At 71.2% G+C, this 25,687-nt stretch carries 24 protein-coding genes and 1 pseudogene; 8 read left to right on the top strand and 17 right to left on the bottom strand.

The window, feature by feature from the left end; translation table 11 throughout:
- Positions 1-83: 83 nt before the first annotated feature.
- The 3 genes from ACFV2X_RS04010 to ACFV2X_RS04020 all read right to left on the bottom strand — a co-directional run bounded on the left by ACFV2X_RS04010 (position 84) and on the right by ACFV2X_RS04020 (position 6,126).
- Positions 84-4,469, bottom strand: coding sequence for an ABC transporter ATP-binding protein (locus tag ACFV2X_RS04010; protein WP_385611482.1), 4,386 nt, complete (start codon positions 4,467-4,469; stop codon positions 84-86).
- A 161-nt stretch (positions 4,470-4,630) separates the two neighbouring features.
- Positions 4,631-5,731 carry an esterase-like activity of phytase family protein gene (locus ACFV2X_RS04015; RefSeq protein WP_385611081.1) on the bottom strand — a complete coding sequence of 367 codons (1,101 nt, stop codon included), beginning with the start codon at positions 5,729-5,731 and terminating at the stop codon, positions 4,631-4,633.
- A 104-nt stretch (positions 5,732-5,835) separates the two neighbouring features.
- Positions 5,836-6,126 carry a helix-turn-helix domain-containing protein gene (locus ACFV2X_RS04020; protein WP_385611083.1) on the bottom strand — a complete coding sequence of 97 codons (291 nt, stop codon included), beginning with the start codon at positions 6,124-6,126 and terminating at the stop codon, positions 5,836-5,838.
- Between the two features lie 67 nt (positions 6,127-6,193).
- Between ACFV2X_RS04020 and map the strand changes: the two genes are divergently transcribed.
- Positions 6,194-6,961, top strand: coding sequence for a type I methionyl aminopeptidase (map, locus tag ACFV2X_RS04025; RefSeq protein ID WP_385611086.1), 768 nt, complete (start codon positions 6,194-6,196; stop codon positions 6,959-6,961).
- A gap of 308 nt (positions 6,962-7,269) precedes the next feature.
- Positions 7,270-8,253, top strand: coding sequence for a DMT family transporter (locus ACFV2X_RS04030; protein WP_385611088.1), 984 nt, complete (start codon positions 7,270-7,272; stop codon positions 8,251-8,253).
- A 212-nt stretch (positions 8,254-8,465) separates the two neighbouring features.
- On the opposite strand, the pseudogene ACFV2X_RS04035 reads toward ACFV2X_RS04030, so the two are convergent.
- A pseudogene (locus ACFV2X_RS04035) lies at positions 8,466-9,691 on the bottom strand (RNA-guided endonuclease InsQ/TnpB family protein).
- 77 nt (positions 9,692-9,768) lie between these two features.
- Entirely contained in the window at positions 9,769-11,136 is a 1,368-nt protein-coding gene (locus ACFV2X_RS04040; RefSeq protein ID WP_385611090.1) for an MFS transporter, read from the bottom strand.
- Between the two features lie 136 nt (positions 11,137-11,272).
- On the opposite strand from ACFV2X_RS04040, the gene ACFV2X_RS04045 reads away from it, so the two are divergent.
- The gene (locus ACFV2X_RS04045; protein WP_385611092.1) at positions 11,273-12,250 is read left to right on the top strand and encodes a LysR family transcriptional regulator; all 978 of its coding nucleotides are present in this window, start codon (positions 11,273-11,275) and stop codon (positions 12,248-12,250) included.
- A gap of 126 nt (positions 12,251-12,376) precedes the next feature.
- Here ACFV2X_RS04045 and ACFV2X_RS04050 read toward each other — a convergent pair whose 3' ends face one another.
- From ACFV2X_RS04050 to ACFV2X_RS04075, 6 genes are all read right to left on the bottom strand, one after another.
- Entirely contained in the window at positions 12,377-13,225 is an 849-nt protein-coding gene (locus ACFV2X_RS04050) for a calcium-binding protein (protein WP_385611094.1), read from the bottom strand.
- 423 nt (positions 13,226-13,648) lie between these two features.
- Entirely contained in the window at positions 13,649-13,825 is a 177-nt protein-coding gene (locus tag ACFV2X_RS04055) for a hypothetical protein (protein WP_385611097.1), read from the bottom strand.
- 240 nt (positions 13,826-14,065) lie between these two features.
- On the bottom strand, positions 14,066-14,536 hold the full coding sequence (locus ACFV2X_RS04060; protein WP_385611099.1) for a nuclear transport factor 2 family protein: 471 nt from the start codon (positions 14,534-14,536) through the stop codon (positions 14,066-14,068).
- Positions 14,537-14,601: 65 nt separating this feature from the next.
- Entirely contained in the window at positions 14,602-15,585 is a 984-nt protein-coding gene (locus tag ACFV2X_RS04065; protein ID WP_385611101.1) for an aldo/keto reductase, read from the bottom strand.
- A gap of 91 nt (positions 15,586-15,676) precedes the next feature.
- Positions 15,677-15,877, bottom strand: a complete 201-nt coding sequence (locus tag ACFV2X_RS04070) for a DUF397 domain-containing protein (RefSeq protein ID WP_385611103.1) — start codon at positions 15,875-15,877, stop codon at positions 15,677-15,679.
- Positions 15,878-15,887: 10 nt separating this feature from the next.
- Positions 15,888-16,742, bottom strand: coding sequence for a helix-turn-helix domain-containing protein (locus ACFV2X_RS04075; protein WP_385611105.1), 855 nt, complete (start codon positions 16,740-16,742; stop codon positions 15,888-15,890).
- 176 nt (positions 16,743-16,918) lie between these two features.
- Between ACFV2X_RS04075 and ACFV2X_RS04080 the strand changes: the two genes are divergently transcribed.
- Entirely contained in the window at positions 16,919-17,386 is a 468-nt protein-coding gene (locus ACFV2X_RS04080) for an ATP-binding protein (RefSeq protein ID WP_385611107.1), read from the top strand.
- Positions 17,387-17,518: 132 nt separating this feature from the next.
- A complete protein-coding gene (locus tag ACFV2X_RS04085; RefSeq protein WP_385611109.1) occupies positions 17,519-18,010 on the top strand; it encodes a MarR family winged helix-turn-helix transcriptional regulator in 492 nt (163 codons plus the stop codon).
- Between the two features lie 38 nt (positions 18,011-18,048).
- On the opposite strand, the gene ACFV2X_RS04090 is transcribed toward ACFV2X_RS04085, so the two are convergent.
- The 6 genes from ACFV2X_RS04090 to ACFV2X_RS04115 form a co-directional block, all read right to left on the bottom strand.
- A complete protein-coding gene (locus ACFV2X_RS04090) occupies positions 18,049-18,927 on the bottom strand; it encodes an SDR family NAD(P)-dependent oxidoreductase (RefSeq protein WP_385611112.1) in 879 nt (292 codons plus the stop codon).
- Positions 18,928-19,094: 167 nt separating this feature from the next.
- Positions 19,095-19,910 (bottom strand): hypothetical protein, encoded by an 816-nt coding sequence (locus tag ACFV2X_RS04095; RefSeq protein WP_385611114.1) that lies wholly within the window; start codon positions 19,908-19,910, stop codon positions 19,095-19,097.
- Positions 19,894-20,436: a sigma-70 family RNA polymerase sigma factor gene (locus tag ACFV2X_RS04100; RefSeq protein WP_385611484.1), complete on the bottom strand. Its 543-nt coding sequence runs from the start codon at positions 20,434-20,436 to the stop codon at positions 19,894-19,896. The genes ACFV2X_RS04095 and ACFV2X_RS04100 overlap by 17 nt, the downstream gene beginning before the upstream one ends.
- A gap of 35 nt (positions 20,437-20,471) precedes the next feature.
- Positions 20,472-20,627 (bottom strand): hypothetical protein, encoded by a 156-nt coding sequence (locus ACFV2X_RS04105; protein ID WP_179285093.1) that lies wholly within the window; start codon positions 20,625-20,627, stop codon positions 20,472-20,474.
- 250 nt (positions 20,628-20,877) lie between these two features.
- Positions 20,878-21,855, bottom strand: coding sequence for an agmatinase (gene speB, locus ACFV2X_RS04110; protein WP_385611117.1), 978 nt, complete (start codon positions 21,853-21,855; stop codon positions 20,878-20,880).
- Between the two features lie 147 nt (positions 21,856-22,002).
- Positions 22,003-22,314: an SCO5918 family protein gene (locus tag ACFV2X_RS04115; protein WP_385611120.1), complete on the bottom strand. Its 312-nt coding sequence runs from the start codon at positions 22,312-22,314 to the stop codon at positions 22,003-22,005.
- 291 nt (positions 22,315-22,605) lie between these two features.
- Between ACFV2X_RS04115 and ACFV2X_RS04120 the strand changes: the two genes are divergently transcribed.
- From ACFV2X_RS04120 to ACFV2X_RS04130, 3 genes are all read left to right on the top strand, one after another.
- Positions 22,606-22,809: a cold-shock protein gene (locus ACFV2X_RS04120; RefSeq protein WP_014179498.1), complete on the top strand. Its 204-nt coding sequence runs from the start codon at positions 22,606-22,608 to the stop codon at positions 22,807-22,809.
- Positions 22,810-23,117: 308 nt separating this feature from the next.
- On the top strand, positions 23,118-24,572 hold the full coding sequence (locus ACFV2X_RS04125) for a DEAD/DEAH box helicase (RefSeq protein WP_385611123.1): 1,455 nt from the start codon (positions 23,118-23,120) through the stop codon (positions 24,570-24,572).
- Between the two features lie 81 nt (positions 24,573-24,653).
- Positions 24,654-25,457, top strand: a complete 804-nt coding sequence (locus tag ACFV2X_RS04130) for a phosphatase (protein ID WP_089506929.1) — start codon at positions 24,654-24,656, stop codon at positions 25,455-25,457.
- Positions 25,458-25,687: the final 230 nt, after the last annotated feature.

Genomic DNA, 25,687 nt, shown 5'->3' on the forward strand with positions numbered 1-25,687 from the left:
GCGCAGGCGCAAGGCCCGGCCGGACCGGTGCGCAACATGGCACACCCTCCCGGCCGGACGACGCATCCGGCGCCCGCCCGCCGTCAGCCGACGGCCGTCGGCGCCGTCTCCCCCGTGTAGGCGTGCCCCGTGAAGGTGCGCCACAGCTCGGCGTACCGCCCCTCGCGGGCCACCAACTCCTCATGCGTACCGTCCTCGACGACCCGCCCGTGGTCCAGGACCACCACCCGGTCCGCACGGGCCGCGGTCGTCAGCCGGTGCGCGACGACCAGCGTGGTGCGCCTGCCCGCCAGGCGGTCCGTGGCCTGGTTCACCAGGGCCTCGGTGGCCAGGTCGAGCGCGGCCGTGGCCTCGTCGAGCAGCAGGATGTCCGGGCCGACCAGTTCGGCGCGGGCCAGCGCGATGAGCTGCCGCTGCCCGGCGGACAGATTGCGTCCGCGTTCGGTGACCTCGTGCAGATAGCCGCCGTCGAGGGAGGCCACCATGGCGTGGGCGCCGACCGCCCGGGCCGCCGCCTCCACCTCGGCGTCGCTCGCGTCCGGGCGCCCGTACGCGATGGCGTCGCGCACCGTCCCGGGGAACAGATACGGCTCCTGCGGCACCACGCCCAGGCGGTTGCGGTACGCGGTGAGGTCGAGCTCGCGCAGATCGGTGCCGTCCACCCGCACGACCCCCGAGGAGGGGTCGTAGAACCGCGCGACCAGCTTGACGAGCGTGGACTTGCCCGCGCCCGTCTCGCCGACGAAGGCGACGGTCTGCCCGGCGGGGATCGTCAGGTCGACGCCCGCCAGCGCCTCATCCGCGCCATTCGCGCCGTCCACACCGTGTCCCCCGTACCCGAAGCGCACCCCGTCGAAGGCCACCTCCCCGCGCAGCGCCCGCACCTCGCGCGGCGCCTCGGCGAGCGGGGTCTTCGTCGGCTCGCGCAGCAGCTCCTGGATGCGGCGCAGCGAGACGGTCGCCTGCTGGTAGCCGTCGAAGACCTGGGAGAGCTGCTGGACGGGGGCGAAGAACAGGTCGATGTAGAGGAGGTAGGCGACCAGCGCGCCCGCCGTCAGCGTGTTCTCGCCGACCCGCCCGGCGCCGACGATCAGCACCAGCGCGGCCGCGACGGAGGACAGCAGCTGGACGAAGGGGAAGTACACCGAGATCAGCCACTGGCCGCGCACCCGCGCCTGGCGGTACGAGTCGCTGCGCCCCGCGAACCGCTCCCGGCCCGCCCGCTCGCGCCGGAACGCCTGCACGATACGCAGCCCGGCCACGCTCTCCTGCAGATCGGCGTTGACCACGCTGACCCGCTCACGCGCCAGCTCGTACGCCTTGACGCTCTGCCGCCGGAAGAAGAACGTCCCGATGATCAGCAGTGGGAGCGAGGCGAAGACCACCAGCGCCAGCTGGACATCGATGATCAGCAGCGCGACCAGGATGCCGAAGAAGGTCAGCACGCTGACGACGGCGGTGACCAGACCGGTCTGCAGGAAGGTCGACAGCGCGTCCACGTCCGTGGTCATCCGGGTCATGATCTTGCCGGTCAGCTCGCGCTCGTAGTAGTCGAGCCCGAGCCGCTGCAGCTGAGCGAAGATCTTCACGCGCAGCGCGTACAGCACGCGCTCACCGGTCCGCCCGGTCATCCGCGTCTCGCCGATCTGCGCCGCCCACTGCGCGAGGACGATCACGAGCGCCAGCGCGGAGGCGGCCCACACCGCGCCCAGCGCCATCCGCTGGACGCCCTGGTCGATGCCGTGCCGGATGAGCACCGGCAGCAGCAGCCCGGCCAGCGCGTCGACCGTCACCAGCGCCAGGCTGACCGCGAGCGGCGCCCCGAACCCGCGCAGCAGCTGCCGCAGCCCGTACGCCCGCTCGGGGCGCGCGGCCCGTTTCTCGTCGACGTCGGGGGTGTCGGTGGCGGGTGGCAGGGCCGCGACCTTGGCCAGCAGATCGGGGGTGGCGGGCATCCCGGCGAGCGCCCCGGCCATGCCGGGGCCGGGGGCGGCGGGGGCTCCGCCGCTGACCCGGTCGCGGTCCGCGCCGTTGCCGTCCGTCGTGTCGCGCCGCACCCACAGCTCGGGGGTCACGCCGTCGACGACGCGCGGAGGCTTCGCGTCGTGCGGCCGGGCCTCCCCGTCGGGCGTGTCGCCGTCCGCGGCGCCGTGCTCCGCGGCGGCGCGGGCGACGGCGGGCGCCGGATGCGGTCGCTCCGGCTCGGCCGCGGAGCTGTGCTCCGCGCCGGGCCCGCCGTCCCTCCGCGCCAGGCTGCTGCTGATGACCGCGCGGGCCACAGCGCGGTCCGCTCCGGCGGCCCAGCTGTCGGCCGTGGCCGGCCGGTGGCCGTCGCGGGGCGATGCGTCGGGCGCGCCGTCCGGGTGCGGCGTGTCAGCCGAGCGGTCGATATCCGGCGCGTCGGGCGCGCCGTCCAGCCCCGGCACGGCGAGCCCGGCGGCCGAAGCCTCCCCGCCGAAGGCCCCGGCGAGCGCGTCCCCGTCCACCCGGCCGTTCCCGTCCACCCGACCGGTTCCGTCCGCGGCCGGGGCGCCCGCGCCGCCGGGCGCGCCCTCGCCGAGCGACGGGGCCCACACACGTCCAGCCGCGAGCGGCCCCGCGACGGCCGCCGCGACGGTGGGACCGACCGCGGCGCCGCCCACCGCATCCGCCGCGGAGCGGCCCGCGCCGTCGCCACCCGCCACACTGCCCGCCGGGTCGCGGGTGATTCCGCTCAGCTCGTCCGGGTCGGTCAGCAGCCGCCGGTACAGGGCGCTGCGCTCGCTCAGCTCCTCGTGGGTGCCGACGTCGGCGAGTCGGCCGCGGTCGAGTACGGCGATGCGGTCGGCGAGGGCGAGGGTGGACAGGCGGTGGGCGATGAGCAGGGTCGTACGCCCCGCCATGACGCCGCGCAGCGCCTCGTGGATCTCGTGCTCGACGCGCGCGTCCACCGCCGAGGTGGCGTCGTCCAGGACGAGCAGCCGCGGGTCGGTGAGGATGGCGCGGGCCAGGGCGACACGCTGGCGCTGGCCGCCGGAGAGGGTCAGGCCCTGCTCGCCGACCTCGGTGTCGTAGCCGTCCGGAAGCGCGGAGATGAAACCGTCGGCCTGGGCGGCGCGGGCCGCCGCGCGGATCTGCTCGTCGGTGGCGTCCGGCGCCCCGTACGCGATGTTGGCCCGCACCGTGTCGGAGAACAGGAAGCTGTCCTCCGGCACCAGCCCGATCGCGGCGCGCAGCGACTCGTACGTCAGCTCGCGCACATCGTGGCCGCCGATCCGCACCTCACCCGCCGACACGTCGTAGAAGCGGGGCAGCAGCAGCGAGAGCGTCGACTTGCCGCTGCCGGAAGCGCCGACGACCGCGACCGTCTCGCCGGGCTCGATCCGCAGGGACAGATCGTCGAGGACGGGGCGGTCGGGGTCGTAGCCGAAGGTGACATGGTCGAACTCGACGGTCGCGGGCGCGTCGGCCGGCAGCTCCCGGGCGTCGGCGCGCTCCTCGATGGCGGGCTCGGTGTCGATCAGCTCGAAGACCCGCTCCACACCGGCCCGCGCCTGCTGTCCGACCGTGAGCACCATCGTGAGCATCCGGACCGGCCCGACCAGCTGCGCGAGGTAGGTGGAGAAGGCGACGAAGGTGCCGAGCGTGACCTGGCCGCGGGTGGCCATCCAGCCGCCCAGCGCCAGCATGGCGACCTGGCCGAGGGCGGGTACGGCCTGGAGGGCGGGGGTGTAGCGGGAGTTCAGGCGCACGGTCCGCAGCCGGGCGGCGAACAGCCGGCGGCTGACCTCGCGCAGTTTCCCGGTCTCCTGCTCCTCCTGCCCGAAGCCCTTGACCACGCGCACTCCGGTGACCGCCCCGTCCACGACCCCGGCGACGGCCGCCGCCTCCCCCTGCGCGTACCAGGTGGCGGGGAACAGGCGGGTGCGGCTGCGCGAGGCGAGGATCCACAGGGCGGGGGCGAGGGCGAGGGCGATGACGGTGAGCAGCGGTGAGAGCGCCGCCATCACGATCAGCGAGATCACAAAGAGCAGAACGTTGCCGATCATCATCGGCACCATGAACAGCAGCCCCTGGATGAGCTGGAGGTCGCTGGTGGCGCGGCCGACGACCTGCCCGGTGCTCAGCTCGTCCTGCCGCCTGCCGTCGAACCGGGAGATCGCCGCGAACATCTCGGTGCGCAGATCGTGCTGTACGTCCAGCGCGAGCCGGCCGCCGTAGTAGCGCCTGATGAAGGTGAGGCCGTAGACGACGACCGCGGCGACGACCAGCAGGGTGGCCCACGGGGCGAGCGAGCGGTCGTGCTTGACGATCACATCGTCGATGATCAGCTTTGTGACGAGCGGCACCAGCGCCGTCACGGCCATCCCGCCGAGCGAGGCGCCGAGGGCCAGCAGCACGTCACGGCGGTACCGCCAGCAGTAGCGGATCAGCCGCCGCGCCCAGCCGTCCTGCCGTGTCTCGGCCTGACGCCCATCGCCCTGACGTATACCTGCCTCGTCCGCCGTCGCGTCCGCCACCCGTGACCTCCCGGTCTGCCTTTGCTACCGGAAGGCACCAACGCTCTGGTGTGCGGATTTCATCCTGCCGCAACAAAACGGGGCCAGGGGCTCGGCCCCTGGCCCCCGCCGTGACCTGTGGATTCCGCCCTTCAGGCGCCGCTGCTCGGCAGCCGGACCGTCAGCGCGTACAGGCGGGTGATCTGGTTCACGTTCGCGTTGTCGTCGCTGACGAGCAGAAGGGTCAGCTCGTCATCGGAGGGGTGGTCGATGATGGTCATGCCCTCGATGTTGTCGAGCAGCTTGTTGTGCTGGGGCTGCTTGGCGGGTGCGCCGAGGTCGGGGCATGTGACGAGATCGGCGAGCAGGGTCTTCCTCACGAGGTGGGCCGCCCCGGGCAGGTTCTCGACGTCGGTGACGTCGCTCGCCTGGCTCAGATCGGCGAGGTAGAGGCGGACGGTGTTGCCGCTCGGAGAATGGCCGCGTTCGAGGACGAGGAGACGGCCGTCGGGGGTCGCGGCGATCTCGGAGATGCCGAGATCCTTGTTCGCGTTGTCGGGATTCTTGTCGACCGCGTAGCCGTACTGCTTGCTGATCTTGAAGTCCTTCGCGGCCTGGCCCTGCTCCCGATGCCAGCTCTGCAGCCGCACCAGCGTATGCCCCGCGGTGTCCTTGCCGTCCCCTTCCAGCGGCCCCTCCATGGAGGCGATGAGGGTCTGGCCCCCGGGCTGGAGGGTCAGCCCTTCGAGGGTCAGATTCCTGTCGGGGGCCCGCCCGGCGGGCTTCACCAGCAGCCTCTTGGGCATGTCCAGCTTGACGGGATTCTTGCCGGACTCGTCGTAGAGCCGGATGGACGGCTCGATCTCGGAGGTGATCAGGCGGGTCCTGTCGCTGTCGATCACCACGGCCTCGGAGTCGAGTGAGGGATATCCCTGCTCGTCCCGGAGATCGGTCACCGCGCCCGGCTTCAGATCGGGCTCCATGTCCAGGCGGAACAGCAGGGACCGGTCGGAGAGCGCGGCGATGGAGCCGTCGGCGTCAACAGCGAGGCCGGAGAGATTTCCGACGTACCTCTTCCGGAAGAGGGTCGCGTCGAGGTCGTCGGAGAAGGCATCGACATCCACGTTGTCCGAGCACTTGTGGTCGTCGTCCTGGGCGCGGGCGGTCGCACTGCCACCCGCGACGCCCAGGGAGCCGCAGAGCGCGAGGGCGGCGGTGGCGGTGGCGAGTGCGATACGGAGATGGCGGCGCATGGGCGTTCCTCTTCGGTGGAAAGCGGCCTGAACCGCGCGGCTGAGTTTGCCGACGCGGCTCCGGACGCTAATTCGCCCACCTGGAGCCCGAGTTGAGCGCCGTACTAGGCCGCCGCACCCGCCGCCTCCGGTGCGACCTCCTCTGCGAGCGTGACCTCCGCGCACCGTCCGGCCAGCTCGCCCAGGGGCAGTCCGAGGACGCCGGCCAGGGCGGCGACGGTGAAGAAGGCGGGGGTCGGGGCCCGGCCGGTCTCGATCTTGCGGAGGGTCTCGGCGGAGATCCCGGCCTCGGCAGCGACCTCGGCCATGCTGCGTTCGCCGCGGGCCTGGCGGAGGAGGAGGCCGAGGTACCGGCCGCGTTCGCGTTCCAGCGGGGTGAGAGGAGTGCGCACCATGACCGTGATACTAATACCGGTATAAGAATTGGGTCGAGGTACCTCGCCGCATCATCAGGAGGCCACCATGGTGGAGATCAAGACCGACGCGTCGCTGGACGCCATGCGCGAGGCGGGGCGCGTCGTCGCCGCCGCGCTCGCCGCCACGCAGGAGGCCGCGGCGGTCGGCGTGTCGCTGCGCGAGCTGGACGAGGTGGCGCGCGCGGTGCTCGCGGAGGCGGGGGCCGAGTCGCCCTTCCTCGGCTACCGGCCGCACTTCGCGCCCACCCCCTTCCCGGCCGTGATCTGCGCCTCCGTGAACGACGCGATCGTCCACGGCATCCCCAACGGCTACCGGCTGCGCGACGGCGACCTGGTCAGCATCGACTGCGGCGCGATCGTCGACGGCTGGGCCGGCGACGCCGCCGTCAGCTTCATCGTCGGCACCCCGCGCCCCGCCGACCAGCGCCTGATCGAGGCCACCCAGCAGGCCCTGGCGGCGGGCATCGAGGCGGCCGTGGTCGGGGCCCGCATGGGGGACATCGCACACGCCATCGGCACGGTCGGCCGCGCCGCGGGGTACGGCATCCCCGAGGACTTCGGCGGCCACGGCATCGGCCGCCGGATGCACGAGGACCCGCCGGTGCCCAACGAGGGCCGCCCCGGCCGCGGCTACCCGCTCCGGCACGGGCTGGTGCTGGCCATCGAGCCGATGTTCATGGCGGGCGGCCTCGACGCGTACACGACCGACGCCGACGGCTGGACGCTGCGCACCCCGGACGGCAGCCGCGCGGCGCACAGCGAGCACACGGTGGCCATCACGGAGGACGGCCCGCACGTACTGACGGCGCTGTGACCCGCCGTTCCGTCGGGCTCCTGGCGCGCGCTTCCTGGCGCACGCTTCCTGGCGTACAAGCCCCGACTCCCCTCGGCTAGGATCCCCGCGTGGACACCTACTGGCACGCCGTAACACCGCCGCCGTGCGCCTGATCGGGCGCACGCGCTGAAAGCTTGATCCCCCTGCCGCTCCCGGCCGCCGCCACGCGCTGATCGCGCGGGCTGCCCGGGGCCGCCGTCGTGCGCCCGTTCTCGAAATCCAGCCTCTTGACGGTTTCGACAACGGAGTTCACGACTGTGGCTCAGCACACCCCTGCTTCATCCGGCGTGTCCCCTTCATCCGCGCCTTCACCCGCGCCTTCACCCGCGTCACGCCCCGCGCCGCCCCCTACGTCCCCGGGCACCCGCCCCAACCGCCTCATCGACGGGCCGCTGCCCATCCTCGCGGCGGCGGTGCTCTGGGGCACCACCGGAACCGCCGCTTCCATGGCCCCCGCGGGCACCTCCGCGCTCGCCATCGGCGCCGCGAGCCTGGCCCTGGGCGGGCTGCTGCTGTTCCTCACCACCCGCGGCCGGTGGACGCTCTTCACCGCGTCCACCGGCGCGGAGCGGCGGCTCCTCGCCCTCGGCGCGCTCGCCGTGGCCGGAAATCCGCTCAGCTTCTACCCGGCCGTGGCACGTACGGGCGTGGCCGTGGCCGCCGTGATCGCGCTGGGCAGCGCGCCCGTCTTCACCGGCCTGCTGGCCTGGGCCACGGGCCAGGCCGGGCCGACCAAGCGCTGGGCCGTCGCCACCCTGGCCGCGGTGGCCGGGTGCGCCGTCCTGACCCTCGGCCCCCAGCTCACCGGGGACCCGGCGCACATGGACGCCACCGGAATCGGCCTCGCCGCGCTCGCCGGGCTCTCGTACGCCACGTACTCGCTCATCGGCGGGCGCCTCATCGGCCGGGGGCACCCGTCCGCCGCGGTCATGGGCGCGATGTTCGGCGCGGCGGGGCTGCTGGCGCTGCCCGTCCTGCTCGCCACCGGTACGGCGTGGCTCGCCACCGTCCGCGGCGCCGCGGTGGTCCTCCACCTCGGCGTGTTCCCCGTCTTCCTCGCCTACCGCCTCTTCGGCCACGGCCTGCGCCACACCCCGGCGTCGGTGGCCACCACCCTCAGCCTGGCCGAATCCGCGGTGGCGGCGGTGCTGGGCGTCACGGTCGTGGGCGAGCGCCTGCCAATGGTGTCCTGGTGCGGGCTGGTGATCCTGGCCCTGGGCCTGGTGCTGCTGGCCGCACCGAGGCGGGCGGGTCGCCGCGGGCCCGGCTGACCTGACTGCCCCAACTTCCCCGGCCGGCCCGGTCCGGTGTTGCGGTGGGGGGGCTACCCCCACCGCAACGTGGTGGCCAGCCGGATGGGCGGTGACCTGCGCGTGCGGCGATCGTGTGTCCATCGGGGATCGGCCCGGCAGACCACGTGAACGAACGATCAGGCAGGGGAGACATTGAATGCTCCCCTTCGCGAACGAAGGGGATTCCTGGCTCAGGCCGCCGTCCGGAACCGCGTTCCGGACGGACTTGCGCCCTCGACACCAGCAGGGTCCAGACCGGCCCTGACGAGCATCACGCGCGCGGAGTTCTTGTCCCGGGGCGAGACGGCTCCGCAGGCGGTGCAGGTATAGGTGCGTTCACCCAGCGGCAGGGCGTGCTTGGCTCTCGCTCCGCACTGTCCGCAGTCCATCGTGGTGTACGCAGGATGAACCAGGTAGACGATGCGCCCGTGCTTACGGGCCATCTCCACCAATGCCTGTTTGGTGGCGCCAATGGCGGCGTCCGCGGCCTTCCTCGCCATAGTCGACTTGGCCAGGAACTTCGGGCGGAAGTCCTCCACCGCAACTGCGTCATGGTCCCGGACCACCGTCTTGGCCCACTTGCGCCCAGTGTCCTGGCGCTGCCGGGCCACCTTCTTGTGCGCCTTGGCGCGCAGCCGCTTCGCTTCCCGATAGCCGCGCGAGGCGGCCTGCCCCTTCTTGGGTTTGCGGCGGGCCATCATCCGGTCGTAGCGGGAGACCTTCGCCCGGGCCTTCCGCCCGTGCTCCGGATGCGGCAGGTCGTGATCGTCGGAGGTGGTAGTGGCGGTCTCCTTCACACCCCAGTCGATGCCGAGTACCCGGCCTGCGGCGGGCAGCGGCTCGGCCGGGGCGGGCGCAACGAACGAGGCGTACCAGTGGCCGAGGCTGTCCCGGTAGATCCTTACCGAGGACGGCTCGGCGGGCAGCGTCCGGGACCACACCACCCTCAATTCGATGCCGCCCGCCAGGTACAGACGGCCGTCCTTGAGCCGGAAGCCGCGCCGGGTGTAGTTCAGCGTCGGGTCGGCCTCGTGCTTCTTCTTGAAGCTTGGCATTCCGGCGCGCTGCCACATCGGCAGGCGCCCCTTGATGTCCTTCAGTGCTTTGGTCCGGGACCTGCCGAAGTCCCGGATGATCTGCTGCTGCGGCACCGACGAACCCGACGCCAGCCACGGGACAAGGCCCCGGCCTCGGTCAGCATCCGGTCCAGTTGAGCCGGACCGCAGGTCAGCTTGGCTTCGGGGTGAGCCTGGTTGTGCGAGTGGACAGCCTTGGACTTGGCCACGCACTCGTTCCAGATCCAGCGGCACCGGCCCCACTCCGCCTCCAGTGCGGCCCTTGCCGTGGCAGACACACGCAGCCGGTAGGTGTATCGGGTATGCCCGATATTCACCTCAATCGCCTGCAGTATCTCCATATACGCACTGCAGCAGGATAGTTGAGCCGCGTGAGGCGGTTCGGGGAATCTTCTCGATGCAGGCTTCCGCCCGCGGCTTACCGCTGACGGAAGTCCGCGCCCATGGGGGACGAGTTGTGGCGGCGCTCCGCGTCGCTGGGATCAGAGGCGATTCCTTCAGACGGAGCCTGGTCGATGCCGTCGACGGCGTCGTGTGGTGGCGGTGGGGTGTGGTCGCGCCGCGGGAGCAGGAGCGGGGTCGCCAGCATGAGCAGCCCGGCGATGGCGATCGCCGGGCGGGGGCCGGTGATGGCGGCGAGCAGACCCCATACAGCGGTCAGGGCCGCGGTGGTGGCGCTGCTGCTGACCGACCAGGCGGTCAGGGTGCGGGCGACCCGGCCGGGGTCGGTGTGGTCGAGCCGGTAGGTGGACAGCACCGGGTTGAACACGCCGCAGCAGGTCACCAGGCCGAGCTGGACGGCGATGATGAGCACGATCCCGGGGACACCGGGTTGCACGAACACCAACCCGATGGACCAGCACACACGCAGCACCCCGGCGGTGAGCAACACCCTGTGCTGCCCGAACCGCGCCACGAGCCGGGGTGCCAGCCGTGAGCCGACGAGGCCGCCGACACAAGGGGCCGCGAACGCGAGACCGTACTGCCAGGGCGCGAACCCGAGGCGGTCCAGCAGGAGTACGGCGAGCAGCGGCTGCGTCGCCATGATCAGGCCGTTGACCAGGATCGTGTTGAAGAACAGCGGGCGCAGCACCCGATGCCCCAGGATGTGGCGCCAGCCTTCGAGCAGATCGCCGGATCGCAGCCGCGGTGTGCTGGTCCGCTCAGGGCTCGGTGCGCCGGCCCGCGCGATCCGCTCGGGGCGCGGCTCGCTGCCGCCGATGGCGCGGATGCCCAGTGCCGAGAGCAGAAAGCTGACCGCGTCGGCGACCACGGTCGTCACCGGGCCGAACATCCCGATCGCGACCCCGCCGAGCGGCGGTCCGACCACGGTCGCGGTCCATGTCGTGGCCTCGAACCGGCCGTTCGCGACGAGCAGGTCCTCCGGCGGCACAAGTGCCTTGAGATACGCGCCGCTGGCCGCCCTGAAGGCGATGTTGGCCGCGGCGACGACGACGGAGACAACGAGAAGTTGGGCGTAGCTGAGCCGGCCGAGCGCGTACGCGGCGGGGACGCTCATCAGCGCCGCGAACCGGGTCAGGTCCATCGCCACCATGACCGGCCGCTTGCGGCGGAACTCCACCCACGGACCGAGGGGCACCGCGACCATGGCCCCCACCACCAGACCCGCGGCGGAGAGCACCGCCACCTGGGTCGGCCCGGAGTCCAGCACGAGGATCGCGATCAGGGGAAACGCGCCGAAGCCGAGCCCGGTGCCGTACGCGCTGACGGCATAAGCCGCCCACAACCACCCGAACCGCCGCCCCAGCGCCCGCCTACCCGGCATGCCCCCACGCACCTCTCACCGATCCGAACCACGACACGCTGACCACCGGCATCCAAGCGAGTGGCAGACGGCGAGAGCAAACAACCGATCGGCCAGGTGGGCACAACCAATCGTTGTGCGGGTAGCGTGGGTTGGCGTGGATCTCGATGCTGTGCGCACCTTCGTGGCCGCCGCGGACGCGGGACGGTTCCAGGACGCCGCCGCCGAACTGTCGATCACCCAGCAGGCCGTCTCCAAGCGCGTCGCCACGCTGGAGAAGACCCTCGGCGTACGGCTGTTCACCCGCACCCCGCGGGGAGCGAAGCTCAGCATCGACGGACAGGCGTTCCTGCCCCACGCCCGCGACCTCCTACGAGCCGAGGAACGGGCGATCGCCGCCGTACGCCCCGGCCGTCGCGCGCTGCGCGTCGACGTGATCGGCCGACGGCTCGCCCCGGCCGCCCTGCTGGGCGACTTCCATCGCGCGCACCCCGAGGTCGAGCTCGACGTCGTGACCCTCTTCGACGCCGACGCGGCCATCGACGCCATCCGGTCCGGCACGATCGACGCGTCCTTCCGCGCCGTCACCATGCCCGGCCGGCAGCTCCCCGACGGCATCAGGGGCGCCCGTACCTTCGACGATCCCCTTCAGATCGGGGTTGTCCGGGTCTACGACGAGCCCGTCCAACTGCTCACCGGACCGGCCCACGAACTCGCCGCCGCCCGCGCGGTCACGCCCGCCGAACTCGTCGGACACCGGATCTGGATGCCCGGCCTCGTCCCCGGAACCGAATGGGGCGCCTACTACGACGCCCTCGCCGCCGCGTTCGGGCTCACCATCGAGATCACCAGCCCCGACTTCGGCACCGGGCCCCTGCTGGACACCATCGCCGACTCCCGGTCACTGGCGACCTTCGTCGGCGAGCGGACACACCTCGTCTGGCCCGCCGACCACGGCCTGCGGCGCATCCCCCTGCGCGCCCCGACACCGGTCTACCCGCACTCACTGCTGTGGCACCGCGACAACCCGCACCCGACCCTGGCCGAGCTCCGCGACCATCTGTGCTCCGGGCGGTTCGACCACTCCCCGAAGACCGCGACCGGGACCGGGACCTGGACACCGGCCTGGGCCTAGCGACGGGGCCACCGGGACTGGGGCCGGGACCACCGCGTTGCCACTGGGGAGGCCGCCGTGCCCGGCACGGCGGCCCTACGCCAGTCGGTGCCCTTCGCGAGCGGGCTGCTCTCGCGAGCGGGCCGCTCAGTCCTGGTAGACCTTGTTGGTCCCCGGTCCGCCCGAGAGCGTGTCCGTGCCCTTGCCGCCGTGGATGGTGTCGTTTCCGCTGTTGCCGTAGATCGTGTCGTCACCCTCCTCGCCGTAGAGGGTGTCGTTGCCCCGGCCACCGTAGATGTGGTCGGCGTCGGACAGGCCGTGGATCACGTCGTTCCCGTCCTCGCCGTACATGTTGTTCTCGGTGTCGGCGACGCCTCCGCTCATGGAGTCGTTGCCGGGACCGCCGTAGCAGTCCATCGAGCAGTTGGTGATGGTGTCGTCACCGGCGTCGCCGTAGGGCCCCATGCCCCAGACCCCGCCGCCGCCGTCGAGGCGGTCGTCGCCGTCGCCGCCGTGGAACACGTCCCGCGCGGAGCCCTTGAGAACGTCGTCGCCGGGACCACCGTAGATCGAGGAGTAGGCGCTGCTGTCGGCGTCGACGGTGGCGGTGTCGTTGCCGTCACCGAGGTTGACGTCGTAGTTGTCCGAGTCGTCGGAGCCCAGGGGGACTTCGGTCGCGCACCGGACGACGGTGTGGTCGGCGGCCGAGGGGTACACGCATTCGTCGTATTCCGCCGCGGTCGGATCGATGGTGATGTCACCCCGATCGCGGAAGGTGATGACGTAGTACGACTCCCACTCGCTGCGCTGTTCGATCTCCACGGAGACCTTGAGGTTGTTCGTCTGTGCGGCAGCGCCCTTGTACCAGAGCTCGCTGTCCTCGTGGACGACGGAGGCCACCGTGGTGGCCGCCTGGGCGGCAGGGGCCGCGAATAAGGCTCCCCCGAGGGCGAGGGCGAGCGTGGAGGTGCCGGCGATGATTCCGTGCTTACGCATGCCAGAAGTGACCCTTCGCGGTGCTTGATGGTGGTCAGGCCGACGCGCAACGGGAAGGCGTCGGCAAAGCGGTAGACACGGCTCCGGGGGCCGGGGTTGTGCCGGAAAAGGCACTTCCGTTGCCTGGGGCGAACATGTCATCCCGGGGTTTCCTGGCGTTCTTCTGGAGGGCACCGAAGGGCAACTCTGCGGATGGCTCCAGTGGTTGAGGTGTGACCTGGCCTCGCCGCGGCATCAGGTTCTGCGCCGCGCGTTGCATGTGGGTGCGGCTCGCTGCACTGCGCGGCGCTTCGCGGGTGCAGATACGCTCCGCTGCGCTTCGCAGCGCGGTCTCGGACCCTCCGGGTCCAAGACGAAACCCGCACCCGCCCGAGCCGAATGCCGCGAGACGGCGCACAGGCGCAGGCGAAGCGAACGGGGAGGCTAGGCCATGCGCAGCAGATGGTCCGTCGGCCCGTAGCCGATCTTCCAGTCGATGTAGATCCCTGACACACCGTCATCGACGCACCGCAACCCCACCGTCACCCAGCGGACCGCCCCGTCGCCGCCGAGCGAGAAGGCGACCGCCGCCTCGAACCGCTCGCCCCCACACACGGACACTCGGCCGGACCCGGCTCCTGGTCCTCCCAGTACTCCTCCCGCCAGTACGGCTCGCTGTCCGCGATGAACGCACGGCTTTCGCACCCGGCACACACGCAGGGGACAATCCTCGCCGGGCGGTCGTCGACGGCGCTCCGGAGAAAGGCCGCGAGCTCGGCGGAGACACCCTCGTCGACCTGGTCATCAGCATGCACGGGCACATCGTCCCAGACGCCCGTCCCGTCAGACCCGCCCGGCTCGTCAGGTCTCCGTCGGCATCGCGCAGGCAGCCGCGATGGCAGCGGTGTCCCAGTAGAAGGGGTGGACCTCGGCGATCCGCCCGTCCTTGAACGCGACCGTCTGAAGTATGGGAAAGGCGAGTTCCCGGCCGCTGGCACGGGCGCGAGCACGGACCCGGGTGAACACCACCGCGGTCTCACCGGTGCCCAGGAACTCCTGCTCCACCATGTCGAACACGTCCCAAGTCCGGCTCATCTCCACGAAGAACCTCTCCATGCCCGCATGCCCACGCCAGGTGCCGCCGTAGGGCAGGGCATCGGCCTGGTGCAGTACGACATCGGGCGCGAAGAAGGGCGCGAGCATGTCGAACGGCGCCTCACCCGGGCCTCCGGCCGCCAGGTACTCCGCCTCGGCCGCGTACATGCCGGTGAGGATGGCCATCGAGTCTGTCGTCGAGGAACCTGTCGAGGCATTCGTCGCTGAATCAGTCATGCCGCCAGCATGATCACCTCCGTAGGCGCATGCTGGCGGCATTCGGACCTCGCTGTGCACATGCCTTACGCAGCCACCGGCGCCCGCTCGTCGAGCAGCCCCTCGCCCCGCAGATCGGCCCACACCCCGTCCGGGATCTCGGCCCCGAACGACTCCAGATTGCTCCGCGCCTCCTCGGCGGTACGCATCCCCACCACGATCCCCACGACGATCGGATGCCGCAGCGGAAACGCCATCGCCACCTGCGGCAACGTCACGCCGTGCGCCTCGCAGACATCCGCGATGCGGTGCGTTCGGCGGAGCAGTTCCTGCGAGGCGGGCGCGTACTCGAAGTGCGCGCCTTCGGCGGGGCGCGGGGTGGCGAGCAGACCCGAGTTGAAGATCGACGCCGCGAGTACGGAGACGCCGCGCTCGGCGCACGCGGGCAGCAGGTCGTCCAGGGCGTCGTGCTGCAGGAGCGTGTAGTAGCCGGACAGCATCACCGCGTCCACGTCCGCCTCTTGGACCAGCTTGGTGAGCATGCCGGTGTGGTACATCCCCGCCCCGATGGCTCCTACGACGCCCTCGGCGCGCAGCTCGTCGAGGGCGGGGTAGCCGGTGCGCAGCGCGTCCTCGAAGTGTTTCTCCGCGTCGTGGAGAAACAGCATGTCGATGCGGTCGACGCCCATGCGGGTGAGGGAGTCCTCGACGCTGCGGCGTACACCGTCGCGCGAGAAGTCCCACACCCGGCGGTGCGTCGCGGGCACCTGGAACGCGTCGTCCATACGGCCCGCCGGGTCCTGCGGGACGAGCAGCCTGCCGACCTTCGTCGACAGCGTGAACTCGTCGCGCGGCTTGGTGCGGAGGAGGTCGCCCATCCGGCGCTCGGAGTGTCCGATGCCGTAGTGCGGCGAGGTGTCGAAGTACCGGATGCCAAGATCCCACCCCACGGCCAGCGCCCCCGCGGCGGTCTCGTCGTCCAACGCCTGGAACAACCCACCCAGCGGCCCACCCCCGAAGCCCAGCTCCGTGACCTCTACAGTGCTGCGGCCGAGCCGGTTCTTCCTCATCCCGCGGTTCCTCCTCGTGTCACGGCGCCGACGGGCGGCAAGTTTGCCGTGGGGGTGGCGGGGCGCCAACCGGTTTTCGGGGCGGGATGGTTCAGGAGGTGAGGCGGTCGAAGTCCCCGGCCTTCACCCCGGCTATGAACGCGGCGAGGCGCATGGGGGTAGTGGAGACGACGACGCGGGGGTCGTCGCTCTCACGTATGAGGGTGGTGTCGGCGCGCCGCGCCAGCTCTACGCAGTTCTCGCCTCCGGCCCCGGAGTAGGACGACTTCTGCCACTTCAACGATTCGCTCATGCCTGCCTTCTCATAGTTCCCGTGCGATATGACGGATGAGCTGCCGGGAGTCCTCGACGCCGAGCGAACCGCCCTCGGCGATGTCGAGCAGTTCCCGGTAGCTCTGCAAGTCAACCTCAGCGTGTAGATACCGCCCGCCGAACGGTGTGTCCACCTGAACCGTGTCCAACTGCGGGACAGCGCCGCCCGCGTAGAGCACCGGCGTCGTGACTTCGATGAAGTCCTCGTTGGTGAAGGGGACCACGCGCAGCGTCACCGTGGGCCACTCCGCGACCTCCAGGAGCCGTTCCAGTTGCGCCCGTACCACCTTGCGGCCGCCGAAGCGCATCCGCAATGCCGCCTCGTGAATGATCGCGACGTTCGGCGGAGGGGTCTCTCGGTCGAAAATCACCTGCCGTCGCATGCGATGCTCAACGCGTGCCTCGATCTCGTCGTGCGGGAGCCTGGGGATGTTTCCGCTGAACAGGGCTCGCGCATAGTCCTCCGTCTGGAAGATTCCCGGCAGCGAGACGCTCTGCACCGAGCGCATATAGGTGGCGTGGTGCTCCAGCTCCGCGACGTCCAGGAACCCGGGCGCAAGGATGCCCCGGTACTCATCCCACCAGTGCTGACCACGGTGCTCACGCGCGATGACACACAATGCCTCGATCAGCACATCGTCCCCGCACGAGTAGAAGGTCGCGAGCCGACGAATGCGCTCCTCGCTGACGCCGATCCGCCCGGACTCGATGTGGCTGATCTTGCCCTGGTCGGTGCCGAGCAGCCCAGCGGTCTCGCGTGCCGTCTTACCAGCACGCTCGCGGAGTTTACGCAGTTCGGCACCCAAGCGCGCTTGTCGAGCCGTGGGGTTGTCCCTGGCGGGCATCGCGTACGTTCACCGATCCTTCCGGTCCTCCGGGCCTCGTGCGCAGCGATACCACACGACCACCCACAGGAGTGACATCTACTCAGCAACCTTGCTACGGGGCTCCCCTGCCACCTACCTTCTGTGATCGTACCGCTACCGAGACAGCACATCGCGCGGCGCCGGAAGGGATCACCATGGCCGACCTGCCAACCCAACTACCCATCCACGCAACGGAACCGGCCCACCGCTATCGACTCCGCGCCCCCAACATCCCCGAAACCGCCAAGGTCGCCCGCGAGATGATCGCGGGCCTGCTGCTGGCCACCGGCCACCCCGCCCTCGTCGAGACCGCGCGCCTCCTGGTCACCGAGGTGGTCGCGAACGTCCACCTCCACACCAAGGTGCCGCTGCTCTCCCTCGAAGCGACGCTCCGGGGCCCTCAACTCCACGTATCCGTACGGGACGACGACCCCAATGGCGCACCCTGGCCACCCGAACCCCGCACCCCCGAGGCGGAAGCCGACGCCGAGAACGGGCGTGGCCTGCTGCTGGTCCAGGCGTGCGCCGACGCCTGGGGGACGGTGTGGCACGGTGGAATCCAGCCCACCGGCAAGAGCGTGTGGTTCTCACTGTCCGACGCGCCCGTCCTGAAGACGACGTAGGGCATCTTCGCCTCCGGCGGGCTCCGCTGACCCACCCCAGCGCGGAGCGGCCCGCTCGTACGTTGCCGGGCGCCCACCCTATTCTGACCGTGAGGTACCTCAACAGACGCTGCGGCGGACAAGGATGCGAGCATGGACGACAACGCCGTGACGGCCGAAGAGCTGGGATTGCGCTTTCTGGCGCTCTCGCACCGGGTGCGGCGGGTGGTCGACGACCGGATGGCCGCGGCGGGGCTGTCGCTGGCACGGACCAAGCTTCTGCGGATACTGCGGGAGCTGGGTCCGACGCGTCAGTCGTCGCTGGCGGAACACCTCGGCTTCGCCGCGCGTACGGTCACCGAGACCGTCGACGGGCTGGAACGGGACGGGCTCATCGAGCGCGCGACGGACGCGACCGACCGCCGCGCCAAGCTGGTCTCCCTCACCCGGGCCGGGAGCGCCGTACTGGTCACCGCCACTCAAGCGGGAGAGCAGGTGCTTCAGGAGGTCTTCGGCAGCCTCGGCCATGAGCAGCGCGCCAGCATGATCCAGCTCTGCGATCTGATCGACTCCGCGGCCCGGACGGCGGCCGGTCCGGCTCGACCACCGAGGACGACCGCCCAGGGCGTTCCTCACACTGCGTAAAGCGCCACCACGGGTGACGGCCTCTCGGGCGGAGTCGTTCATGCCGCGGTGGCGAGGATGTCCTGGAGCAGCGTGGCAGTCCTCTCCCAGAGGTCCCGCTGGATCGCTTCGCTGCGGCCAGGCTCCGGGCACGGGAGGGGTTTGGCATCCTTGACGGAGAAGTAGCCGCTGGTGACCTCGGCGAACCGGGGATCGATGGCGAGCCGCTCGATGATGCCGGCGCCGCGCCGGGGGTCTCCCACCCGCAACAGGCGGAAGGTCCTCTCCAGCACACCGGACAGCGGCAGCTCACGGCCGAGTCCGCTGGTGTTGAAGCCGGGGTCGCAGCAGTTGGCCGTGATTCCGGTGCCCGCGAGCCGCCGGCCGAGTTCCTGGCTGAACATGATGTCCATCAGTTTCGTCCGGCCGTAGAGCCGCGAGGATTCCCGCCGGTTGTAGGCGTCGACGAGGGTCAGGTCCCGGGCCGGGTCGATGCCGCCGGAGTGGCGGGCGGCCTCGGAGGCAACGGTGACGATCCGCGCGGGTGCCGAGGCCAGGAGCCGGTCCCGCAGGGTCGCGGTGAGGACCCAGGGCGCGAGGTAGTTGACCGCGGTCATCTCACTGAAGCCCTCATCCGTGATCCGCTGGGAGAAGGCGTGCAGGCCGGCGTTGTTGATCAGAACGTCGATCCGCGGGTAGCGGGCGCCGACCTCCGCCCCGACGCGGCGCACATCGCGCAGTGACGACAAGTCGGCCAGGAAGACGTCTACGGGGGTGCCCGGCGCCGCGGCCTCGATCTCCTGGCGCAGTGCCGCCGCCTTCTCCTCGCTCCGGGCGATGACCCCGAGGGCGACGCCGCGGCGGCCCAGGTTCAGGGCGACCAGTCTGCCCAGGCCATTGGTGGCACCGGTGATGACCATGACGGGTCGGGTGTCCATTCGACTCTCCTCCGCCTCATACGCCGGCACACCTTGCCAAATTGCTGAGGTACCTCAGCAATAACTAAGGTAGCACGCATCAATGAGGCCCCTCAGTAAGTCGTCCGGCTGCCGCTGCGCGGATCGACGAGCAGAACCCGTCACCCGGCGGCCCGCTCCCGCAGGTGTCAGGTGCCGCTGGTCGCCTTCACCGCTCCCAGGGGCTGATCGATCCGGGGGCCGTGGCCGGGCCGGCGCTCGGGGAGGAGGGCTCTGTCGGACGGGGCCGTGCTGGAGGTCACGGCCCGGGTGGCGGTGAGGTCTTCGATGCGGTCGGCGAAGTCCGGTTCGGGCAGTGGCAGGTCGAGGTCGTCGATGAAGTCCACGGCCTGGGATACGTAGTTGATGACCGCGGTGGTGGCGGCGGGCGCGGCACGCCCCTTTTTGAGCCCGCGCAGGATGCGCAGGGCGATGGCCATCTCGTGGTCGGTGGTGGCCGACTCCTCCTCCGAGTCGGTCACGGGCGGGACGACGCCGCCCGCCTGTTCGTGCCACCAGGCCAGCCACCAGTGGGCCTGGGCCTCCTCCCCGAGGGCCATGTGGTGGAGGTAGAGGCAGTAGGCGGCGGCGGGGTCGCCGGCTCCGCTGGCGAACTGCCACCAGAACTGCGCACTGTCTTCGTGGCCGGCGAGTTGCAGGACGCAGCCCAGAGCTCGTGCGCCGGGCGGCTCGAGGATGCGGTGGGTGATGACTTCCTGTAGCTGCGCCAGAGCGCCGTCACGCCCGATGATCGCCTCGCACAGGGTCCGCAGATCCCGGGCCATCCGCTCGTCCGTATCCGGCGCGTGACCGGCGACGGCATCCCGGCCGTCGGCCGACGGCGGGCGGTCCGGGGAGCCGTCGGCGAGGCGGGCGGCGAGGCGGGCCTCGGCGGCGGCGACGTCGGGGGGAGGGGTGGGGTTGAGCAGGGCCCGCGCCAGGACGTGGTCAATGAGCGAGGTCATCGGCATTGTTTCCTTCGGTGGTCTCGAGGAGTTGCTGAAGGCGGCGGCGGGCGTAGCGCGCGGTGGAACGTACGCCGGCCTCGGTGATGCCGAGGTGGGTGGCGGTCTGGGCGACGGTGTAGCCGCGGCAGTGGAGCAGGATGACCACATCCTGCTGACGTTCCGGGAGCTTCTTGATCGCCTGATAGAGGTTCAGGCTCTCCTCGAGCATCGCGATGGGGTCGATCGCGTCGCGCAGGGCTGCGGTTTCGAAGGTCGCGTTGTCCACGAGGCAGGGGCCGCGGTTCCGGGCACGGGCCACGTCGATGGCGCGGTGCTTCATCACCTTCCAGGCGTAGGCGGCAGGGTTCTCCATGGCCAGGACGCGGGTCCAGGAACGGGCGAGCTGTTCGAACGCCTCGTCGACGGCTTCCTCGGCGTCGGCGCGATTGCCGAGGTAGACCTCGGCCCGGTGGACATAGGCGCCGCGGTGGAGCTGGTGGAAGGCGCGGAAGTCCGGGGGGAGTTCGTCGGGCAGTCCGGTCATCGAGGTCACACCGCGCAGGCGGAGGTGGTCCCGGGTCACCGCTTCCCCTCCCTGTGCCCCTGGTGCAGTTCCGAGATGCCCACGCGGACCCCGGCCGCGGCGGCGCGGCGCAGCAGGGCCAGGACGTCGCTGCCGAAGACGCGCATGACGAGCGCGGCGGTGGCGAGATCCCCTATGAGTTGAAGATTCACGGACTTTCGCTGTCCTTCTGTCGGTCGTACGAGGCTGCCCCGTCCCCGCCCCGCGAGTGCGCCGTATTGCGCCCTCTGTTACCTCTAGCGTTCGCGAGAGTCCGAATGTGCATCAGACAATACGAAATTCTTACGGACTGCACCGATCCGGTTACAGAGTGCCGGGTCAGGCCGTCGCCCGGAACCTGTGACGTAGATCTCCACCTGGTAGATCTCTTGGCTTCCGCAAGAAGCACAGGCGCCGCAGGCATCACGCGCCGCCGGAGGCTCCCGCCGCGATCTGGCGGGCCATGATCGTCGTGAGCTCGTACGCCGTGTGGGAGGCGGCCACGGACGTGATCTCCGCGTGGTCGTACGCCGGGGCGACCTCGACGACGTCGGCGGAGACCAGGTGGCAGGAGGACAGGCCGCGCAGGATCTCCAGGAGCTCGCGGGAGGTGAGGCCGCCCGCCTCGGGGGTGCCGGTGCCGGGGGCGTGGGCGGGGTCGAGGACGTCGATGTCGATGGAGACGTAGAGGGGACGGTCGCCGATGCGCTCGCGCAGTTGCTGGGCGACCTCGTCCACGCCGCGCCGCATGACGTCGGCGGAGGTGACGATGCCGAAGCCCATCTTCGCGTCGTCGTCCAGGTCCTGCTTTCCGTAGAGCGGACCGCGCGTTCCGACGTGCGAGAGGGCGGAGGTGTCGAGGATGCCTTCCTCGACGGCCCGCCGGAAGGGCGTGCCGTGGGTGTACTCGGCCCCGAAGTAGGTGTCCCAGGTGTCGAGGTGGGCGTCGAAGTGGAGCAGGGCGACCGGGCCGTGCTTACGGGCGACGGCGCGCAGCAGAGGGAGGGCGATGGTGTGGTCGCCGCCGAGGGTCATCAGGCGGGCGCCGGTGGTGAGCAGATCGTCCGCGGCGGCCTGGATGGTCTCGACGGCCTCGTTGATGCTGAAGGGGTTCGCGGCGATGTCCCCGGCGTCGGCGACCTGGGCGAGGGCGAAGGGGGACGCGTCCTGGGCCGGGTTGTAGGGGCGCAGCAGCCGGGACGCCTCGCGGATGGCGTTGCCGCCGAAGCGGGCGCCGGGACGGTAGGAGACCCCGCTGTCGAAGGGCACGCCGACCACGGCGACGTCCGCCGCGCCGCCGACCTCGTCGACGCGCGGCAGCCGGGCGAAGGTGGCGGGGCCCGCGTAGCGGGGGATGCGGGACGAGTCGACGGGGCCGAGGGGGCGGCGGTCTGTGGTCATGGCTTCGAGGGTAGGCAGGACGGGCATCCCGGCACATGTACGTTTCCGAGGGCCACGGCCGTCCTTTTTGGACGCCACGTCTATGTCGCGGCTGCTCATATGCCGCAGCCACGAGGTACGCCGCCCCCGGCGGGTCCCTCGCGCCGGTCAGCTGTCCGTGGGGCTCCCCAGGGCCGCCGCCGCGGCCGCGACGGAGTCGATGGGGGCGGCTTCGGGGGCGGGAGCGGGTGCCAGCTCGCAGGTGAAACCGAGGCGCTTCATGGCGCGGACCACCTCGCCCGCGGTGAAGTCGCGGCGGTCCTGGCGGGTGACCACCGCTCCGACCTGCATGGCCGGGTAGGTGCGACGGCCGATCCGGACCGAGGGACCGGTGATCGGTTCGGGCTTGACACCGCTCATCGCTTCCTTCACCTCGTTCGCGGTCAGATCGAAGGCGTAGTTGGCGATGACGCAGCGCATAGGACCTCAGCAGGGAGAGGAGGGAGGAAGGGAGCCGGTGGGGCCAGGGTCCCACACCGGATGCCCGGCGGGAAGCTCACAACCGGGTGGCGTGGCTCCCCCCGTTCCGTCGCCGCACGTGCTAGCGTGTTAGGCAGTTGCAGTTTTGGTACCCATGAACTTTATGTGCGCCTGACAGATGTAGCGGTCAGGCGCATTTTGTTTTTCCGGTCATTCCGGATGGGGTCATTGCGGCGACACGGAATCCGTAAGGTTCGGATTCCAGTTCTGCCCCTATCGAAGGAGAATGACATGGCGACTGGCACCGTGAAGTGGTTCAACGCGGAAAAGGGCTTCGGCTTCATCGAGCAGGACGGCGGCGGCGCCGACGTCTTCGCCCACTACTCGAACATCGCCGCCCAGGGCTTCCGTGAGCTCCACGAGGGCCAGAAGGTCTCGTTCGACGTCACGCAGGGCCAGAAGGGCCCGCAGGCCGAGAACATCGTGCCTGCCTGACGCAGTACACAGTGATGAGCCGGGGCCCGCGCCCGTAAGGGTGCGGGCCCCGGCTCGCGCTTGGCCGCACCCGCCCCACGCAGACAGACTGCACAGAGAACCTGCCGCACCGGCCCCATCGCGGCCGGTCTCGAGGACGGCGGCCTTCACCCACGGCCGAGGGCCGATCGACGCCTCGGTACATGGCCCCACATGGCCCCGTCATTCACCCGATCTCCGGCACGTTCTGCGAATTCTCACCTCCGGGAACTTCCCCGTTGAGGAGTCCTCCTCGAAACGCGCCGTACGCCGTACGAGGAAGGCCCCGTATGAACCGCCCTGCCCGCTCGTCCCGCAGCGCCTCATCGTCCCGCAGCGCCTCACCGCGCTCGCGCAATCGCCGCCCGTCCGCCGCCGCGGCCCCCGCCCGCGGCCCCGTCCCCGCCGACGGGAACGAGTTCTCCCTGCCGCCGAGCACCACTCCGCTCCTGCCCGCCGTCGGCTCCTTCGCCGAGCTGGGCCTGCCGGCGGGGATCACCGCGGAGCTGGCGCGCCAGGGCGTGACCGTACCGTTTCCGATCCAGGCGGCCGCGCTTCCCAACGCGCTCGCCGGGCGCGATGTCCTGGGTCGTGGACGGACCGGCTCCGGCAAGACCCTGGCCTTCGGCCTGGCCCTGCTGGCCCGTACCGCCGAGCAGCGCGCCGAGCCCCGCCGCCCCCTCGCCCTGGTCCTGGTGCCCACCCGGGAGCTGGCCCAGCAGGTCACCGACGCGCTCGCCCCGTACGCCAGGCCGCTGCGGCTGCGCGCGGCCACCGTGGTCGGCGGGATGTCGATCGGCCGCCAGGCGGGCGCGCTGCGCGACGGCGCCGAGGTGGTCATAGCCACTCCGGGACGGCTCCACGATCTGATCGAACGCGGCGACTGCCGATTGGACCGGGTGCGCGTCACGGTTCTCGACGAGGCCGACCAGATGGCCGACATGGGCTTTCTCCCCCAGGTGACCCGGCTGCTGCGGCAGGTTCCGGCCGACGGTCAGCGCATGCTTTTCTCGGCGACCCTCGACCATGCGGTCGGCCAGCTGGTGCGCCGGTTCCTCGACGACCCGGCCGTGCACTCGGTCGACGCCTCCGCGGGCGCCGTCACCACGATGGAGCACCATGTGCTGCACATCGCGGACACCGACAAGCGCACCGTCGTCACCCGGGTCGCGGCCCGCGACGGCCGCGTCATCATGTTCCTGGACACCAAGCGCGCGGTCGACCGGCTGACGAAGCATCTGCTGGCCAGTGGCGTGCGGGCGGCGGCGCTGCACGGCGGCAAGTCCCAGCCGCAGCGCACCCGGACTCTGGACTACTTCAAGACCGGTCATGTCAGCGTCCTGGTCGCCACGAACGTCGCCGCCCGGGGCATCCACGTCGACGACCTCGATCTCGTCGTCAACGTCGACCCGCCGGCCGACCACAAGGATTACCTGCACCGCGGCGGCCGCACCGCCCGCGCGGGTGGCTCCGGCACCGTCGTCACCCTCGTCCTGCCCGACCAGCGCCGTGCGATGGCCGGTCTGATGACGGACGCGGGCATCACTCCGCACACCGCCCGGGTGCACTCCAACGACACCGAGCTGACCCGTATCACCGGCGCGCAAGCACCCTCCGGCATTCCCGTCACCATCGACGCACCGGCGACCGAACAGAAGGCCCCCGACTCCGCCGGGCACCGCCGGGGCCGAAGCCGCCGGCGCGGCCGCCGGACGCGTAGGTCCCAGCCGGGATTGGCTTCATGATCCTGTCGGGGATCCGGGCGCGGCGGCCCGGACCGTAGTGGATGCCCCCATTTCCGCGCGGCAGAGGCGACAATGGATCGCATGCCGATACCCAGCTCCGCGCCCAGCCGGGCCGAACTGATCGACCACCTGGTCCGCACCCGCATCGCCGGCGACGTCGCCACCCCCCGAGACAACAACCTCTCCCACTACCGCAAGCTCGCGAACGGCGACCGCCACTACTGGCTGGGCCTGGAACTGGGCGACCGCTGGGCCGATGAACAGGACGTACTGGCGGTCATGGCGGAGCGCTGCGGCGTGGTGGACGACCCGGAGCACCGCGCCGGGCAGGACACCATCGACCCGGAGCTCACGGTCGGGGCGCTGGACCGGATGGCCTCCGTACTGCGCAAGGCGGCCGAGGCGAAGGAGCGGGTGCTGTTCGCGACCGGGCACCCGGGCGGGCTGTTGGACGTCCACCGCTTCACGGCGGCGGCGCTGCGGGCCGCGGGGTGCGAGATCGTGGAGATCCCGGGCGGGCTGACGGCCGACGAGGGGTACGTCTTCCAGTTCTGCGACGTGGCGATGCTGGAGCGCGGCGCGACGCTGTGGCACACCCACTCCCCCGCCCCCATGGCCGCGATCCTGGACGGTCTCGAGCAGGAGGGGCGGCCGCTGCCCGATCTGGTGGTCGCCGACCACGGCTGGGCGGGGTGCGCGGGGCAGCGCGGCATCGACGCGGTGGGGTACGCGGACTGCAACGACCCGGCGCTGTTCCTCGGCGAGGCGGAGGGCACGCTCCAGGTGGTGGTGCCGCTGGACGACCATGTCACCAACCCGCGGTTCTACGACCCGATGGTCGCCTATCTGCTGGACGCGGCGGGGCTCACGGCCGAGTCCTCCTGACGCGAGCCGGCCGCTTCGACGCACCGCGAGCGGCCGCGCTACGCGCGTCAGGACGGTTGTGCGGCGAGTGAGCCGAAGGGGCGCAGCCGCCCGCGCCGGAGGCGCTGATGTCACTGTGAAAGGGAGAGCGCGCGCAGGCCCCGAGGACTGCGATCCATATGCGGCTCCGCCGCGCGAGGGGCCGAGCACGGTCGACCGTCGACAGGGGCTCAGGCGCCCCGGAGGCGAAC

This window comes from Streptomyces sp. NPDC059679, assembly GCF_042734105.1.
In the GTDB taxonomy this organism is placed as follows: Bacteria; Actinomycetota; Actinomycetes; order Streptomycetales; family Streptomycetaceae; genus Streptomyces.